We start from the raw sequence: 17,015 nt of genomic DNA on the forward strand, positions 1-17,015 counted from the left end.
CCGCGCAAGCATTGTCATAACAGTTTCCAGTTCGACTCATACTCGCCTCCATACCATAGCTATCAAGTCTTTGGCGATAATCATTTGACGTATATTGTGTTCCACGATCTGAATGGTGAATTAATCCCTTTTCTGGCTTTTTAGACTCATATGCATCATCCAACGCTTCCAAAACGAGGTCATTTGCCATGTGACTTTTGAGACTCCAACCTACAATTTCACGAGTACAAAGATCTAATACAGTGGCCAAATATAGCTTGCCTTCACGACAAGGAATGTAAGTGATATCTGTTGCCCAAACGCTGTTAGGAGTAAGTACGTTAAATTTCTGGTTTAATATATTAGGGGCGATTGGATTCGAATGGTTAGAATTTGTAGTAGCTATCCTGAATTTCCTTGAAACGCAAGAGCGTAATCCTAGCTCATTCATATATTTGCTCACCGTACGCTCACTAATAATGTAGTTTTCTTTTAATAATTGTTGATGAATTTTAGGACTCCCGTAACGCTCGTTAGTATCGTAAAAATGAAACTTAATACGCTTTTGAACATTTAGTTTACGTTGTTCTTGTGCACTGACTTCATGGTTTAGCCACTTGAAAAAGCCGCTCCGAGATACTTCTAGCACTTTACACATCTTCTTCACCGAAAATTCGGAGCGATGACTCTCGATGAACTCAAACCTCATGGCCGTGGTCTGCTGAAGATGTGCACCGCCTTTTTTACAATAGCTAATTCTTCTTTTGTAGATGCTAGCTCGCGGTCCTTTTCTTTCAATTGACGCTCTTTATCACGTAGCTGTTGTTCTAACTGAAGGTTACGTTCTTCAGCTGCTAGAGGTTCATTCTCAAACTCACGATATTGAGTCATCCACTGATGCAAGCAACTAAGCGGAATATCTAATTCCTGTGCAATATCTCTCATTGTTTTCCTTTGTCTTTGTTCTTGTGCGAATTTAACCGTTTGTCGCTTAAATTCTTCATTATACCTTTGCCGATGTTCACCCATGGGAACCCCTCCTTGTTATTATCATCATATCCAAAAATGATGTTCGTTAAAGGGGTGTCCACTTTTTATTCTAATTGCAGTGAGTTCCCTAATAATAGTAACGCTTCATATTACAAGCGTTAGTGCAGGCGGTTGTTTATATAAAGGAGATTGCTTCATAACACAATATAACCGATAAACACGCAGTACATATTTTCTGCATTTTTTAGGGACTATAATAATGAAGGTATTACCTGCAAATCCGTTGTAAGGTAATGATTATACATAAGAAGGTTGATAGAACTTCTTTACTCGAGACGTTTTAAATCTAAGTAACATAAATAAAGCAATGTGGAGGTTCCTTAAATGAAGAAAGAAAATATTGCAGCAAATAAACCAACGCTAACAGATACGCCGAATAAAGAAGAATATTCGATCCGGTCTGATGTGAGCAGCTATACACCACAAGATTCAAACCCTTACTACGCTGGGGACTCAGTAAACGAACATAAAGAACAAGAAGAAGCGAATCAAGGTATAGCAGGAGATGAAATTAAACAGCAAAACGAAAACCTGTAAAAGCCCGGTGGCGGTACCACATCGGTGCACTACCAGTGTCGCATCGGTGCCAGGTACCTTTAGTACTATGCTGTACTAAAGGTACCTGGCACCGTAAACAGTGGCGCCGGCTATAGATAGGAGTGGGAGGCTTGTTATTTATCTTCGACTTAATGAAAATAGTTGTGAAGATCAAAAACCTGACATTAGTTCTAGGTACTATTATTTTCATTGTTCTAAGCTCCTTTATTGTTCATTATTTAGAACCTGAGACTTTTCCAACTTTATTTTTAGGTTTTTGGTATGTAATGACAACTATAACAACGACAGGTTATGGTGACTTCGTTCCTCAAACAGTAGCAGGGAAATGGTTTGCTCTTTTTCTATACTTATTTGGGATAACTTTAATCGGTGTATTTATCGGAAAAATGGTAGAAGGAATAGGTGTGTACCGTAAGCTTAAGGAGGAAGGGAAATTGCGCTTTAAAGGAAGTGGCCATTATGTCATCATCGGTTGGTCGCAGAAAGCCCAAAAAACAATTGATGAACTTCTATTAGCAAAAGAAAAGGCAAATATCCTCATTATTGACCTTCACCATGTGACGCCCTATGACAAAGAACAAATTCATTTTATCCATGGTGATGCGACTGATTCTGACACACTTGAAAAAGCCAATATTACGAAAGCAGATTCTGTTCTAATCTTTGCTCCCGATACGATAAATGACCCAATATCAGTTGATGGAAGATCACTTTTGATTGCTTCTTCCATAGAGCACTTGGCGAGTAAAAAGAAAAAAGACATTTATACGATTGTGGAAATTGTGAGAGAAAGTCATATCCCAACATTTAAACATGCCTGTGTAGATGAATTTGTGTTATCTAGTGAGGCTTTTTCTGATTTAATGGCAAAGTCCGCATTGCATAAAGGGTCGACGAAAGTATTTATGCAATTGTTAAGCCGGGAGTACGGCGATAATGTATGGGAAATCGAAAAAAATCCAAATTGGAAAACTTACAATGATGCTTTTGAATCGTTGAAACAGATAGGCGCTAATTTATTATCAGACCGCAATGATTTTAGCATTATTCGCCGCCTGCAAGATGAAGTTCCAGACAACGCCAAACTGTATGTCATTTGTGATGAACCTACGTATCAAAAAATTAAATTAATGTGATATCGGTAGAGTTATTCTCCCAAGAGGATATTGCTTGATGATAAAAAAGACCCCTTTCTACATCGTCCAAATACATAATGATGCGGTATGTGAAATATGATTGAGATATATATTGCATACAACATTCTTAAATGTATTGGACAACAGAAGTAAGGGGTTTTGCAGATGATGCATGTAATACTGAGAAACTTCTTTTTGTTCCTTTCAAAAAATCAAATATTAAATCGCGGTGCAAGAAAGTGGGGTCTGAAATTAGGTGCTTCTCAAGTTGTAGCGGGTGAGACGATCTCTAAAGCAATGAATGCCGTGCGTGGTCTTAATGAAAAGGGGTTAGTTTGTACCGTGGATCATTTAGGGGAATTCGTAAAAACCGAAGAGGAGGCTGCTGTATCCACGGAATATTGTATTCGAACGTTAAATGCAATTGCGAAAACAGGTGTGAACTGTAATCTCTCACTGAAGTTAACACAACTCGGTTTAGATGTTGAACCGCAGCTCTGTTATGAAAATATGAAAGCCATTTTATCCACTGCAAAAAAGCATGATATTTTTGTTCGAATTGATATGGAAGATTATTCGCATTGCCAACAAACGATAGATATTCTTGAAAAGTTAAGAAGAGAGTATGATGGGTTAGTAGGAACAGCCATACAAGCCTATCTCTACCGGGCGATAGACGATGTAAAGAAATTAAAGGGGGTAAATCTCCGCCTTGTAAAAGGTGCTTACAGAGAATTACCAGAAGTTGCTTTTCAGAAGAAAGACGAAATTGACGACAATTATTTAAAGATCATCAAACAGCATTTACGAAGCGGTAGTTATACAGCGGTTGCAACTCACGATCACCAAATTATTGAGAAGGTAAAAGATTTTTGTCGAGAAGAAAAAATCGCGAAGACCCAGTTTGAGTTTCAAATGCTTTATGGATTTCGAACAGATCTACAAGAACAGATTGCAAAAGAAGGATACACAATGAGAATTTATGTCCCCTACGGGAAAGATTGGTACGGCTATTTCATGAGAAGGTTAGCAGAGCGCCCGCAAAATGTTTCATTTGCATTGAGGGGCTTTTTTTCCAAGTAACGTTAAAACATCCCAATTAAATAAAAGTTCTTTTCTAGTAACCGATTTGAGTTAGCTAGAGTCCTGGGTTTTTAAACATTGACTGCGTTTGACGTATCCTACTAGGTGAAAGCAGTAACTAGTAGCACGAATGGCGAGCGCTGTAGGGAAAAATTAGGAGAAAGCGTGAACGAAAAGAGCGGAATGACGAGCGGTATAGGAAGAATATAGGAGAAAGCGTGAACGAAAAGCATGGATTGGTGAGCAGTAGAGGAAAAAACTAGGAGAAAGCGTGAACGGAAAGAGCAGAATGATGAGCGGTAGAGGGAAAAACTAGAAGAAAGCGTGAACGAATAGAGTAGAATGATGAGCGGTAGAGGGGAAAACTAGGAGAAAGCGTGAACGAAAAGCATGGATTGGTGAGCAGTAGAGGGAAAAACTAGGAGAAAGCGTGAACGAAAAGCGAGGAATGATGAGCGGAAGAGGAAAAAACTAGGAGGAAGCGTGAACGAAAAGCACGGAATGGTGAGCGGTAGAGGGAAAAACTAGGAGAAAGCGTGAACGGAAAGAGCAGAATGATGAGCAGTAGAGGAAAAAACTAGGAGAAAGGGTGAACGAAAAGCGAGGAATGATGAGCGGTAGAGGGAAAAACTAGGAGAAAGCGTGAACGAAAAGCGAGGAATGATGAGCGGAAGAGGAAAAAACTAGGAGGAAGCGTGAACGAAAAGCACGTAATGGTGAGCAGTAGAGGAAAAAACTAGGAGAATACGTGAACGAAAGGCGAGGAATGGTGAGCGGTAGAGGAAAAAACTAGGAGGAAGTGTGAACGAAAAGCACGTAATGGTGAGCGGAAGAGGAAAAAACTAGGAGAAAACGTGAACGGAAAGCGCCCAATGGTGCACTGTGAAGGAAAAAAACTAGTAGAATCCATTGATCAATACCAGTATTTAGTGTTCAAGGGAGCTAGCCTTGGCTTTTAAAACAAATCAACTAGACTCTTTAACAGCATTAAATGAGGAGGCAGATTATGAAAATCTGTACTCCTCATCTACGTGTTCGAGTCATTTACACTATCCTTGTTTATTTTTAAACTTTCGAATGCGGTATTGTAAGTTTTGGCGGCTGAGTCCTAATGCTTCGGCTGCTCTAGAAATATTGCCATCATGCTCTGATAATGCAGCATTGACGTATTGTTCTTCGATGTTATCTAAATAGGCTTTTAAGGGGAGTCTATCTTTTCGCTGAAAATCATTGACAATTGGCGCTTCGACCTTAACGACTTGTGTCTGCTTTTGTGACAGAAACCGCTGTTGGAATATTCTAGGCAGGTATGTCATAGTTATTTCTTCTTCATCCAGCATTAAATTCATAGCAGCTTCAACCATGTGCTCTAATTCCCTGACATTTCCGGGCCAATCATAGCTATATAATTGATGGAGCGTCTCATTTGCAACCCCTGTGACATTCATGTGGAATTTATAATTATAGAGATCAATAAAGTGCTTCATTAACGGTTCGATATCTTCTAATCTTTCGCGTAACGGCGGGATAAATAATGAAACGACACTTAGACGGTAATAGAGATCCTTACGTAAACGACCCTCTGCAATCGCGTTGATTGGATCTTCATTAATGGTCGATATAATACGAACATCAATTGTACGGTCTTTCGTATCACCGACTCTTCGAATGGTTTTTTCCTGAATCGCCCTTAATAACTTAGCTTGAAGATTAGGATTTAAAGAATTGATCTCATCAAGCAATAACGTCCCACCATGTGCTTGTTCAAATAATCCTGGATGATCTGCAGCACCGGTAAACGATCCTCGTTTTGTTCCAAATAAGAGCCCCTCTATTAAACTATCAGGCAGCGCGGCACAGTTTTGCGAAATGAATGGTTGATCTGCACGGTCGCTGCCGTTATGAATACTTTGAGCAAATATTTCCTTTCCAGTACCTGTTTCACCAGTAATTAGAACTGAGGAAGGGGTACGTGTAACTCTCTTGGCATCTTCAATGACTTCTTTAATCGCTGTGCTCGTACCGATAATGCTATCAAAAGAATAGCGTGTGTTTTGGTTTTGTCTGTTTTGACGAATTAATTTTTCAATCTTTGTTACGTCTTTTGCAATCTCGAAAGCACCTTCAAGTTTATCGTTGTAAAGAAAAGGATACGTATGATTAATGGTGATGATTTCTTCGCCTTTATTATTGAAATACTGTTGCTTCACATTTTTAGTTGTTTGTTTCTTTTCTAAAGCTTGAAGTAGAGTACTCGTCTGTTCATGAGGAAACTGAAAAACGTCTCGAATGTTCTTCCCAATCACATCCTGGGCATTCATCGACTCAATCGCTGACATTTTATGATTATATAAAATCGTTTCCCCGTTTTTATTTACAACATGAATACCAACATCTAACTCTTTAATGACAGTGGTCAACATTTTTATTACCTTTTCATGATTGATGTTAGAACGATCTTGCTCTTGCTCCATAGCTTCTCACCCTCTCATTCTATATAAAAGTATAGAAGATTCATAATTCGCAAGCAAATATTTTTTGCATGAAAAATTAATAACCAAAATAATGTGCAAAAAAAATCATTTCTGTGATTATGAAAAGAAAAAACAGCGCTAGAAGTGACTTAAAATACTGTATAGTTGGCACAATTTTTGCAATAAGTAAAAGTAGAAAAGATCATGGAATGGAGGAATTGAAAATGACTAGAACAACTGAAATTATTGAAAAGACGGAAAAATACGGTGCCAAAAATTATCATCCACTTCCGATTGTCATCGCAAAAGGTGAGGGTGTGTGGGTGGAAGACCCTGAAGGCAATCGCTTCATGGATATGTTAAGTGCTTACTCTGCATTAAACCAAGGGCATCGCCACCCGAAAATTATACAAGCACTAAAAGATCAAGCAGACCGGATTACCCTTACGTCACGTGCTTTTCACAATGATAAGTTAGGGGATTTTTATGAAAAGGTGACGGCCTTAACAAGAAAAGACATGGTTTTACCGATGAATACAGGTGCAGAGGCAGTTGAGACAGCTGTAAAAGCTGCAAGACGTTGGGCATACGATGTGAAAGGTGTTGAAAACAATCAAGCTGAAATTATCGTTTGTGAAGAAAATTTTCACGGTCGTACGATGACAGCAGTATCGATGTCATCTAGTGAGGAATATCAACGAGGCTTTGGTCCAATGCTCCCTGGAATAAAAGTAGTTCCTTACGGTGATTTAGAAGCTTTAAGAAGTGCCATCTCAAAAAATACAGCAGCATTTATTGTTGAACCGATTCAAGGAGAAGCAGGTATTAATATTCCACCTGAAGGATTTTTATTGAAAGCTTATGAACTGTGTAAACAAGAAAATGTATTATTTATCGCTGATGAAATTCAAACAGGATTAGGAAGGACAGGTAAGTGGTTTGCGTGTGAATGGGAGAAGGTTGACCCGGATATGTATATATTAGGAAAGGCACTAGGCGGTGGCGTAATGCCAATTTCGGCTGTTGCGGGTGATGAGAACGTACTAGGCGTATTCAATCCAGGTTCTCACGGTTCAACATTTGGTGGAAATCCACTTGCATGTGCTACTGCAGTTGCATCTATAGAAGTGCTTGAAGAAGAAAACTTAGTTGAAAAGTCAGCGAATTTAGGTGCGTATCTATTAAATGAACTGCAAAAAATTGATCATCCTCATATACATGAGGTGAGAGGAAGGGGATTATTTATTGGAATTGAATTAACGGTCCCCGCTAGACCTTATTGTGAAAAGCTCAAAGAACTTGGACTGCTTTGTAAGGAAACTCATGAAAATGTCATCCGTTTCGCCCCGCCGCTTGTAATCAGTCAAGAAGAATTAGATTGGGCACTAGAGCGGGTACGCACTGTTTTTAAAGCATCATAATGAAGGGCTCTTCTCATAGATTGTTGATCTTGCTTTTTAATTGTAAGCCAAGCGAGATACATGATTCTCACGCATAGCGTGAAGCGCTTGAATAAAAAAGCCTCAGACAAATATTTTAAATAAGTAATGAAAAGCCGGCTTAATGAAAAGTACTTTTGCAGTTGTATTGTTTAAAAGACAATACTTCAAGTACGGACTTTAGCCGGTTTTTTTAATTCTATAACTTTATAATAAGATTTCACTGGAACTAATTAAATCTTTGTAAAATAAAGAATAATATTGCAAAATAGAATTTATATACATATATTTTTAACCAATAAAGAGAGGGTGGCACGGATGATTAAGCTTATAAAAAATGGAACGGTGTATAGTCCCGAGTATCAAGGAAAAAAAGATATTTTAATTGTCGATCGAAGAATTGGTGCAATTGATGACGACATAAATGTAGAAGGACTTCCTAATGTGGAGGTATTGGACGCTGAAGGAAAACTGGTTGTTCCTGGGTTTATTGATAACCATGTTCATATTATGGGGGGAGGTGGCGAAGGTAGTTATAAGACACGGACGCCGGAGCTTCAACTTTCAGATGCTATTAAAGGCGGAATTACAACTTTAGTCGGTGTCATTGGAACTGACGGAACAACACGAACGATGGCAAGTCTTGTGGCCAAAGCCAAAGGGATAAAAGAAGAAGGGCTGTCTTGTTTTATCCAGACGGGTTCTTACCAGGTCCCTGTTAAAACACTGACTGGGAGTGTAGAAGATGACATTATTTTAATAGAAGAAATCATCGGAGCTGGAGAAATTGCAATCGCTGATCATCGTTCTTCGCAACCTACATATGAGGAATTAGCTAAGATTGCTTCTCAGGCACGAGTCGCTGGAATGCTATCTGGAAAAGCTGGAATTGTAAATGTTCATATCGGTGATAGTCCTTCAAAGCTCTTATTAATAGAAGAAGTTGTTGAAAAGACGGATATTCCAATCCGACAGTTTTTACCTACTCATATTAACCGGAATCGGAAGTTATTTGAGGCGGGAATTAACTATGCTAAAAGCGGCGGGTATGTCGATTTTACAACATCGAGTATTGAGAAAAAAGTGACGAAAGGCCAAGTGAAGTGCAGTGAAGGTTTAAAAGAAATGCTGGAAGCTGGGGTACCGCTGGAACATATTACTTTTACTTCAGACGGTCAAGCTAGTTTACCAGAGTTCGATGAAAATGGTGTGTTTATCGGATTGCAAGTCGGCAGAGTGACGTCATTATACAAAGAGGTAAGAGATGCGATTGTTAATGAAAAAATTGAAGTAGAAAAAGCGATAAAAGTAATTACTTCGAATCCTGCTGATATCTTAAAGTTTACTTCGAAGGGTTATATTGAAGCAGGGAAGGATGCCGATCTTGTTATCCTCAATCAAAAAACGTATGACATAGAGTCTGTGATTGCTTTAGGGCAAACGATGATGTGGGAAGGCGATGTCCTTGTGAAAGGTACATTTGAATAAATTTCACAGAAATAACAACCGATAGTTTAAGGTTTGTTAGTACAAACGAAACGGGGTGCGCTGGCACTCCGTTTCGTTTGCAGTTTGGCAGTCGTTTAGTTTCTGCCATGACCGTTTCCATTGTTTTTGAGAAGAACTTTAAGTCCTTGACCCATATCAGATGCTAATACATAGTTTCGGTCTACAAATACGCCCCAAACGTTTGATTCCTCTGGTGTGTAGCGAGCAATTTCTACTGGATTACTAGGATCAGTAATGTCAACGGCTAGAACACCGCCAGAATAATAAGATAAGTATAAAGTGTTGCCGTGAACTTTTGGATCATGGACTGTCTTAGCAAACGAAACTACAGGAGCAGAGAAATCAAACGTTAAGTCTGTTTTAAATTCACTTAGTAATACTGGATTTGTTTTATCTTTAATATCAAAAATTCTTGTATAACCGTAGGCGCTTTCGTAGCCTGCACCGTGTGGATTAGCGATTTCGCGGGTTTCAATCAAAACAGTTCCACCTTTAGCAAGTGCTGCAGAGTGAGCTGCACCTTTTTGGTTATTCGCATAATCTGTTCGTCCAAGGTAAACTGGATTTTCCGGATCTTTAATATCGAAAATCACTGTCCCTAAATCCCACATCGACACATAAGCATGTTGTGCGTTATTGTCGGTAATTACACTATGGTTAAATACAGGGCGTGTTTTCCCGTCTGGAGATGCCCAGTGGTAACCGTTAAAATCTTCTGCAACTTCATCTAACTCTCTTGGATCCCATTGCCATAATAATTCAGGTTCTGCTGGGTTAGATACATCAATAATTTGAAAGTCTTTCTGTTCTCCGTGAGTGTAATAGTCTGCATATGGATTTGAAGCTAGAACAAGAGCACGATTTCCTTGCGTTGTTAAGTAAAGCTCATGTGTTCCTGTAATTTTTCGATCTAATTGATAAAAGCCTAAGCGCTCTGGGTTATAAGGGTCCGTTACATCATAGAGTAAAACACCGCCGACACTGTCTGGCCTGTTAGCATTATTTCTAGAGGTTTGCTGTAGACTTACTGCTGCTAGGTCGCCTTTAAAATGCGGAGTATTCACAGATTTAACAATTACTTTTTCTTGCCAAGTATTTGGAATTTCATCTGCAAAAACGGCGACCTCAACAGGATTTGAAGGATCTTTTAGGTCAAAGACTCTTACGCCCCCGTTTGCTCCGTTTGCAGTATGAGTGCCAGTATAAGCAAAGCCTTTATGGGCATAGACATCCGCCATATTATTTTGAACACCATTATTCTTTTCAATTTGTACGGCAGCAGCTTCTCTTAGGAACGAGAGGTTTTTTTGTCCTGTCATGGAGTGGGTTAAAGTTTGAAGTGCCTCACTATCGAATACATAAGCTTCTTTAGAAACACCTTCCTCCAGCGCATCATGTGCAAATACAACAGGAGAAAATGCGGAGAATGCGAGGACGCCTGCCAGTGTAGTATTAATAAATAATTTCTTTTTGTTCAATCAAAACAACCTCCAATTATTTGAATTTTATTACATTTCAGATTATAGCTGTATTTTTTCTTGTTCACTATATTTAACGTTCTTGGTATTTCGACATTCGAAGTTTTATAGTAGATTAGTAGTGGGACGTGATTATTTAAAGAGGATTGTTCAATATATTGAATTTTAATAAATGCGATAAAAGTATTGTGAGAAAATATACTTTTTCTCGTAAAAGTTAGTTCAATTATCATGTAAAAAAAAGTAAGTACTATCAATTTAGTGTAAAAGTAGGGTTTTTATAAGATTTTATTAAAAAAGTGAAAAATCAGCTCCATATCTAACATTTTTTGAAGGATTTAACTGCATGATATTGCCCCTTTTGAAACGTTTTTTCTAGTTACGAGATCAAAAATTCGGTACAATAAGAGGAGCAGAAGACGGAGAAGCAAGGGGATTAAATATGAGTGATTACAACTCAAAGAAAAATGAATTTAAAGTTGCGTTTAGTAACTTACAGGAAGTGGTTGATAAAATAAGTGAATTGCTTCATTGTCCTGTGACACTTGAAGACGAGACTCATCGATTAATTACTTATAGTAAACATGATATTCATACAGATCCTGCCAGGCTGGAGACAATCATTAGTCGTCAAGTACCTTTTAAAGTAACGCAACGGTTGTGGAAGCAAGGGATCATACAAAAATTAAATGAAAGTAATCAACCTTTGCGAATAAAAGCAATTGAAGATATCGGCTTAGGAAATCGAGTCGCCATATCTATTCGGCAAAAAGACGACGTTTTAGGATATATTTGGGTTATCGAAATGGAAAATACGATAGATCAAGTTGGTTTTGATCTGTTAACGGTCGCAGCTGAAACGTTGCGTATGTTTCTAATTAAGCATCGATTACAACAACGGAAGGAAACAGAGGGGCAACAACGTTTCTTTTGGAGGTTGCTAAATAATAGTTACCAAAAGAGAGAAGACATTATCGAGGGGTTTAATAAACTACAAGTCAAAATACCAGAACGCTTTGCGATTGCCAGCTTTCGATTTTCGACTAGGATAACCTCTAGACAAGAACAGCAATTTATTACGTACCTTCATGCTAATCAGGATTTAGAAATGGTTTTTTATCACATTGACCAATATGATTTTACACTGCTTCTGTCACCTAAACATCCGCGTATAACGTTACAAAAGCTTCCTGATATAATAGAAGACATTGTCACTTCTCTTAGTGGAAAAGAAAAAGGCGCTATTCAAGTAATAGGTGGATGTAGTCAGTTATATACCCAAATAGAGCGGATTGATAAAGCTTATCGTGAAGCACTTACTGTCATAGATTTGAAAGAAACATATGCAGGTGAGTTAACATCGACTTATGGTTATTGGGAATTGGGTGTTTTTAAATACCTGGATATTATGATTGAGAGAAAAGCAGAAGACAGTATTGATTGTTTTCCGATTTCGTTCTTAACTGAGTATGATGAAAAAAATCAAACGAATTTATTGGAAACATTAGAAGTGTTTTTGAATATGGATGGGAATGTAAATGAAGCGTCTAAAGAACTGCATGTACACCCCAATACGTTAAACTATCGAATGAAAAGAATTGTGGAGTTAACAGGAATAAAACTGAAAGATCCTAAATTAAAGCTGGATTTATACTTAGAGTTTAAAATAAGAAGGTGGATGGGCAAGTAACTTTGTAAAAATACACAAAGACACTTGCTCTTTTTTTAGGAGTTTAACAAAGCCGGAAATCTTTATAATCTATATACTGTAATTAAAGTAATTAGTTTATAGGAGGCATGTCCAATGATTATCGGCGTTCCTACAGAGATCAAAAATAATGAAAACCGCGTTGCACTTACGCCAGCAGGTGTTGTGGCACTAACTAACGCAGGTCATCAAGTATTAATTCAAGACCAAGCGGGAGTTGGCAGCGGATTTACAAACGAAGATTATACAGCAGCAGGTGCGCAAATTATTGCTTCTGCCAAAGAGGTTTGGAACCAAGCTGAAATGGTTATGAAAGTGAAGGAACCCCTTCCATCAGAGTACGAATACTTCCGTAAAGGATTAATTTTATTCACATACTTGCATTTAGCTGCAGAACCAAGTCTAGCTCAAGCATTAGTTGAAAAAGAAGTTACAGCTATTGCTTACGAAACAGTTGAAGTGAACCGTACTCTTCCATTACTTACTCCAATGAGTGAAGTAGCGGGACGTATGGCTGCGCAAATTGGTGCTCAATTCCTTGAAAAACCTAAAGGTGGAAAAGGGATTTTACTATCAGGTATTCCTGGTGTGAAAAGAGGAAAAGTTACCATCATTGGCGGCGGTGTTGTTGGTACAAATGCTGCGAAAATTGCAATCGGTTTAGGTGCAGAAGTAACAATGATCGACTTAAGCCCTGAGCGTTTACGTCAACTAGATGATATTTTTGGAAACTCTATTCAAACATTAATTTCGAATCCATTAAATATAGCTGAAGCAGTAAAAGAAAGTGATCTCGTTATTGGAGCTGTTCTTATTCCAGGAGCTAAGGCACCAAAGCTTGTCACTGAAGAAATGATCCAATCGATGACAACAGGTTCGGTTGTTGTTGATGTTGCGATCGACCAAGGTGGTATTATCGAAACGGTTGACCAAATTACAACTCACGATAATCCAACGTATGTTAAGCATGGTGTTGTTCATTATGCAGTTGCTAATATGCCAGGTGCTGTTCCGCGTACATCTACGATCGGATTAACGAATGTTACAGTTCCTTATGCATTACAAATTGCTAATAAAGGTGTACAACAAGCAATCACTGATAACACAGCATTAAAATTAGGAGTTAATGCTGCAAATGGTGTAATCACATATGAAGCGGTAGCTAAAGCTTTAGATATGTCATATGTGCCAGTAGAGCAAGCAATCGCTGGTGTTACTGCATAATTCAAACGTTTTCCCCAAAAATGTTTAATTATATAAAAAGAGAGGAAAAGCCATTTGGTTTTTCCTCTTTTTTATCAGCTCAGAAGTTATAAAGTTCGAGGGTGTCTAGCTCCAGTGCCCAGCGACTAGCGAGACTTCGCTCACCTCCTTGCGATAAGTCAACATCGGCTCACTAGCGATCACCGTGTTTCCTTTATCTCCTATGGTTCACTTCAGTCCGTTACGTCGCTAAACGGGCCCTTGCGCTTTTCTAATTTACAAATCTAAAGCAATATTCATGTTTAATTAATATGCTCTTAATAATCATTTGTTATCTTTTACTAATATATTACTGAGTTTTGAACAGGTTTGAAAGAATGTAAATGAACACTTTGGGGGGCACTGATGAAGGAATACAAAACATTTTTCTTTCATTTAGATAGTATGATAGTAACTGGTAACCTAACATTTCCATACATTAGTGAAGTTATTAAATTATTAAAACAACAAAGTAAAAAAGTTTATTTTTTTACGAATCAACTTGATTGCTCGACAACCATAAAGAAAGAATTGGAATTAATCGGGATAAAAACGGCTCTCAATCAAATTATTACCCCGATGCACGCCATCCAAGATTATTTTAGTGACAGAAGTAAAATAGTCAGTCTGTTTATTGCAGGTTCTGACCTGATAAAAGATGAAATGCGCAAGAAGGGAAGTCATATATTAGCTTCCGCCGGTGAGAAAACCAAAGGAGAGGTTTATGTTATTCTCTCGTTGACAAGTACTTTAGAAATTCAAGAGCTGCAAGATGCGTTTTCTCTATTACAACGAGGAGCGAAGCTTATTTTGTTAAATCCAGATTTAAATGGCCCTAATCAAAACAAAATGGAATCAGGATCGATAGCAAGAGTTTTTATCGGTGAACAACCAATCAATAGATTGAAGATCAATGTAACGGGGAAACCATCGATTTGGATGCAACAAGTGTTATTAAAGAAGATCCATAATCAATCTGGCCATGCAGTCATGGTTAGTCATTCATTAGCTAGTAATGTGGCTATAGGTCAAGCTTTAGGGATGGATACCATACTAATTACTGATGGCCAAACGCAAGAAGAAGTAATAAACATAAAGCAGAAACCAACATATACCTTTACAAACCTGGAAGAATTGACTAACGAACTAAAAGGTAAGCAAATGGTACAAGATCAATAGTTTTGAATTTTTCTAAAGGAATAAAGCGAAAAGTTTAGAATAGCTTTAACAAATTAAATACAATGTACAAGATAAAGTTTACTAGTGGCTACAATAAAAAAGGAAGAAAGAAGGGGTAAAAATGAAAAAGGTACATACGGAAGTATTTGCACACCGTGGATTGTCCAGCCTTTATCCTGAAAACACGATGATTGCATTCAAAGCAGCTGCCAAGCTGCCCATTGATGGGATTGAATTAGATGTACAATTAACGAAAGATAAAATACCTGTTATTATTCATGATGTGACGTTAGAGCGAACAACTGAAGGAAAGGGAATGGTACGTGACCATACACTAGACCAACTAATGACGTACAGTGCTGGTGCTTGGTACAGTGAACAATTTCGTCAAGAGAGAATTCCAACTTTAGAGGAAGTATTAATATGGGCAAAGGATTATACTTTCAGGCTTAATTTAGAGTTGAAGTGTCCCTCGTGGGAACGGAAAGAAATGTGGGAAGCTGTTAAGCATTTAATCGATCACCACGGTATGAGTGACCGCATTCTTATTTCATCTTTTGATCATGTATTAATTGCCAGTATAGAACAAGAGGCAACAACAGTAGAGACAGCGGTTATTGTTGTTGCTGGATTGTTTAAACCACTATCTTATATCCAATCAACTGGCACAAGAGGGTTTCATTACTTTTTTCCAATGATGCTAGATGGTGAGATAAAGCCCTTGATGGAAGCAGGCATTTCAGTAAGGCCTTATACGATTAATGATAATCAAATGATGAAACAGGCTTTCCAAAGCAGAGTGACTGGAATATTTACAGACTATCCACATGTCGCTCTTCAAATTAGAGAAGAAATATAAAAGATGAGGCTAAACCTTTTTTTACATTGGTTTAGCCTTTATCGATTAATCTTCAATTGACACCAGATGAGGACGGTTAGTGTTGATATAAACCAGGTTGACTTTTTTACCGACTAATTTATCAAATTTCTTTGCTGTTCCGTATGGGATTTGCAGAACTTTATGCTCTCCTCCAATAAGAACCTCAATTGAGATGTTATCAACAATTCCTACGACCGTAGCTGCGTTCTTTTTGATGTCATTTTTTTTAATAATCAGCTTTTGGTCAATAAGGATAATATCACTTTTGAGTTTATTATCACGTTTGATAGCCTCTATAGAGGTATTAAAGCGTTGTGCGATGCCCCATAACGTGTCGCCAGCTACTGCTGTGTATATGGCAGTTGTATGACTCTTTTGTGAATGGTTACGTTCAGTATCGTTTTTATGGTTGCTTTCACTAGTATTAGTCGATGTTTTAGGTATAACGAGCAGTTGATCGACTCTAATAAGGTCAGATGTCAAATGATTTGTTGATTTAATTTCTTCTATTGTAATTTGGTACCTTTTAGCGATAGAAAAAAGACTATCACCTTGTTTCACTCTATATTTTATATTGTCAATAGATACATCATGATTCGAGCTTTCAATTTGTGGGGGAATGTCAGTGTTGTTATGACTCGAGTTCGTTGGCAGATATAAAAGTTGTCCAGCTCTAAGAAAATCTGTCGTAAGATCATTTGCTGACATAATGTCATGTACTGAAACCCGATGCTTTTTAGCGAGCGAATAGAGAGTATCACCATACTTTACCTGATATTCAGCGCTGCATGCCAGCGCTTTTCCTGTAGCGCTATTAAGGTTGATTAAAGCACTTGTTACAAGAGCTCCTGCTAACGCATAACGTACGACTTTACCTCTTCTTATTTTACATGCTTTTTTCCTCTCATCTAAAATTCTTTGTTTTCGAGTTTTAGTAATCATTTTGTAATCAGACAATGTAAACCTCTCCCCATAACAAAAACTATGTGTCAAATTCCGCAATTTTTTAATAACCTTGTTTATTATTCGACAATTTTTCACATTTGGGAATATGGTTTTGACAAAAGGGTAGAAAAGTAATGTCATAAATCTTTTAGAGCAGGGAATAGGGAGGAGTTAATGAATATACGAGGGGGGATATTTTACTGTAAAGAGATATCTCACTTTATGTCTAAAGACACATTTGTCAATAGGTAGTTTATGGAATTCTATAAAAACAATCTAAGTTGCAGTCTATTATCTAAAGTATGATAAAAAACTCCTCATGGTGGATGCAACCGTTTCAGTCCATTCCCATAGA

The 17,015-nt window shown here is 37.8% G+C and carries 14 protein-coding genes; 9 read left to right on the forward strand and 5 right to left on the reverse strand.

What is annotated here, in order from left to right; genetic code table 11:
• Both N7Z68_RS16095 and N7Z68_RS16100 read right to left on the reverse strand, forming a co-directional pair.
• A partial coding sequence (locus N7Z68_RS16095) for an IS3 family transposase (protein ID WP_275119497.1) occupies positions 1–688 on the reverse strand: 688 nt, incomplete at its 3' end.
• A complete protein-coding gene (locus N7Z68_RS16100) occupies positions 685–1,008 on the reverse strand; it encodes a transposase (protein ID WP_275116927.1) in 324 nt (107 codons plus the stop codon). The genes N7Z68_RS16095 and N7Z68_RS16100, both read right to left, overlap by 4 nt.
• A 345-nt stretch (positions 1,009–1,353) precedes the next feature.
• Between N7Z68_RS16100 and N7Z68_RS16105 the strand changes: the two genes are divergently transcribed.
• From N7Z68_RS16105 to N7Z68_RS16115, 3 genes are all read left to right on the forward strand, one after another.
• Positions 1,354–1,566, forward strand: a complete 213-nt coding sequence (locus N7Z68_RS16105) for a hypothetical protein (protein ID WP_275119498.1) — start codon at positions 1,354–1,356, stop codon at positions 1,564–1,566.
• A gap of 131 nt (positions 1,567–1,697) precedes the next feature.
• Positions 1,698–2,723 (forward strand): potassium channel family protein, encoded by a 1,026-nt coding sequence (locus N7Z68_RS16110; RefSeq protein WP_275119499.1) that lies wholly within the window; start codon positions 1,698–1,700, stop codon positions 2,721–2,723.
• Between the two features lie 165 nt (positions 2,724–2,888).
• The gene (locus N7Z68_RS16115; RefSeq protein WP_275119500.1) at positions 2,889–3,806 is read left to right on the forward strand and encodes a proline dehydrogenase family protein; all 918 of its coding nucleotides are present in this window, start codon (positions 2,889–2,891) and stop codon (positions 3,804–3,806) included.
• A 1,049-nt stretch (positions 3,807–4,855) separates the two neighbouring features.
• Here the strand turns inward: N7Z68_RS16115 and N7Z68_RS16120 are convergent.
• Entirely contained in the window at positions 4,856–6,229 is a 1,374-nt protein-coding gene (locus tag N7Z68_RS16120; RefSeq protein ID WP_373323166.1) for a sigma-54 interaction domain-containing protein, read from the reverse strand.
• A 275-nt stretch (positions 6,230–6,504) separates the two neighbouring features.
• Between N7Z68_RS16120 and N7Z68_RS16125 the strand changes: the two genes are divergently transcribed.
• The gene (locus N7Z68_RS16125) at positions 6,505–7,701 is read left to right on the forward strand and encodes an ornithine--oxo-acid transaminase (RefSeq protein WP_275119502.1); all 1,197 of its coding nucleotides are present in this window, start codon (positions 6,505–6,507) and stop codon (positions 7,699–7,701) included.
• A gap of 336 nt (positions 7,702–8,037) precedes the next feature.
• Positions 8,038–9,207, forward strand: a complete 1,170-nt coding sequence (gene iadA, locus N7Z68_RS16130; protein WP_275119503.1) for a beta-aspartyl-peptidase — start codon at positions 8,038–8,040, stop codon at positions 9,205–9,207.
• Between the two features lie 95 nt (positions 9,208–9,302).
• Here iadA and N7Z68_RS16135 read toward each other — a convergent pair whose 3' ends face one another.
• Positions 9,303–10,706 (reverse strand): LVIVD repeat-containing protein, encoded by a 1,404-nt coding sequence (locus N7Z68_RS16135; RefSeq protein WP_275119504.1) that lies wholly within the window; start codon positions 10,704–10,706, stop codon positions 9,303–9,305.
• A gap of 442 nt (positions 10,707–11,148) precedes the next feature.
• Between N7Z68_RS16135 and N7Z68_RS16140 the strand changes: the two genes are divergently transcribed.
• The 4 genes from N7Z68_RS16140 to N7Z68_RS16155 all read left to right on the forward strand — a co-directional run bounded on the left by N7Z68_RS16140 (position 11,149) and on the right by N7Z68_RS16155 (position 15,694).
• Positions 11,149–12,396 (forward strand): PucR family transcriptional regulator, encoded by a 1,248-nt coding sequence (locus tag N7Z68_RS16140; RefSeq protein ID WP_275119505.1) that lies wholly within the window; start codon positions 11,149–11,151, stop codon positions 12,394–12,396.
• A gap of 114 nt (positions 12,397–12,510) precedes the next feature.
• Positions 12,511–13,638 (forward strand): alanine dehydrogenase, encoded by a 1,128-nt coding sequence (gene ald, locus N7Z68_RS16145; RefSeq protein ID WP_275119506.1) that lies wholly within the window; start codon positions 12,511–12,513, stop codon positions 13,636–13,638.
• Positions 13,639–14,022: 384 nt separating this feature from the next.
• Complete coding sequence (locus tag N7Z68_RS16150) at positions 14,023–14,835, forward strand: HAD hydrolase-like protein (protein ID WP_275119507.1); 813 nt, start codon at positions 14,023–14,025, stop codon at positions 14,833–14,835.
• Positions 14,836–14,956: 121 nt separating this feature from the next.
• Positions 14,957–15,694: a glycerophosphodiester phosphodiesterase family protein gene (locus tag N7Z68_RS16155; protein WP_275119508.1), complete on the forward strand. Its 738-nt coding sequence runs from the start codon at positions 14,957–14,959 to the stop codon at positions 15,692–15,694.
• A gap of 45 nt (positions 15,695–15,739) precedes the next feature.
• Here the strand turns inward: N7Z68_RS16155 and N7Z68_RS16160 are convergent, their stop codons facing one another.
• Complete coding sequence (locus tag N7Z68_RS16160) at positions 15,740–16,672, reverse strand: LysM peptidoglycan-binding domain-containing protein (RefSeq protein WP_275119509.1); 933 nt, start codon at positions 16,670–16,672, stop codon at positions 15,740–15,742.
• Positions 16,673–17,015: the final 343 nt, after the last annotated feature.

This window comes from Alkalihalobacterium chitinilyticum (assembly GCF_029028005.1).
In the GTDB taxonomy this organism is placed as follows: Bacteria; Bacillota; Bacilli; order Bacillales; family Bacillaceae_F; genus Alkalihalobacterium; species Alkalihalobacterium chitinilyticum.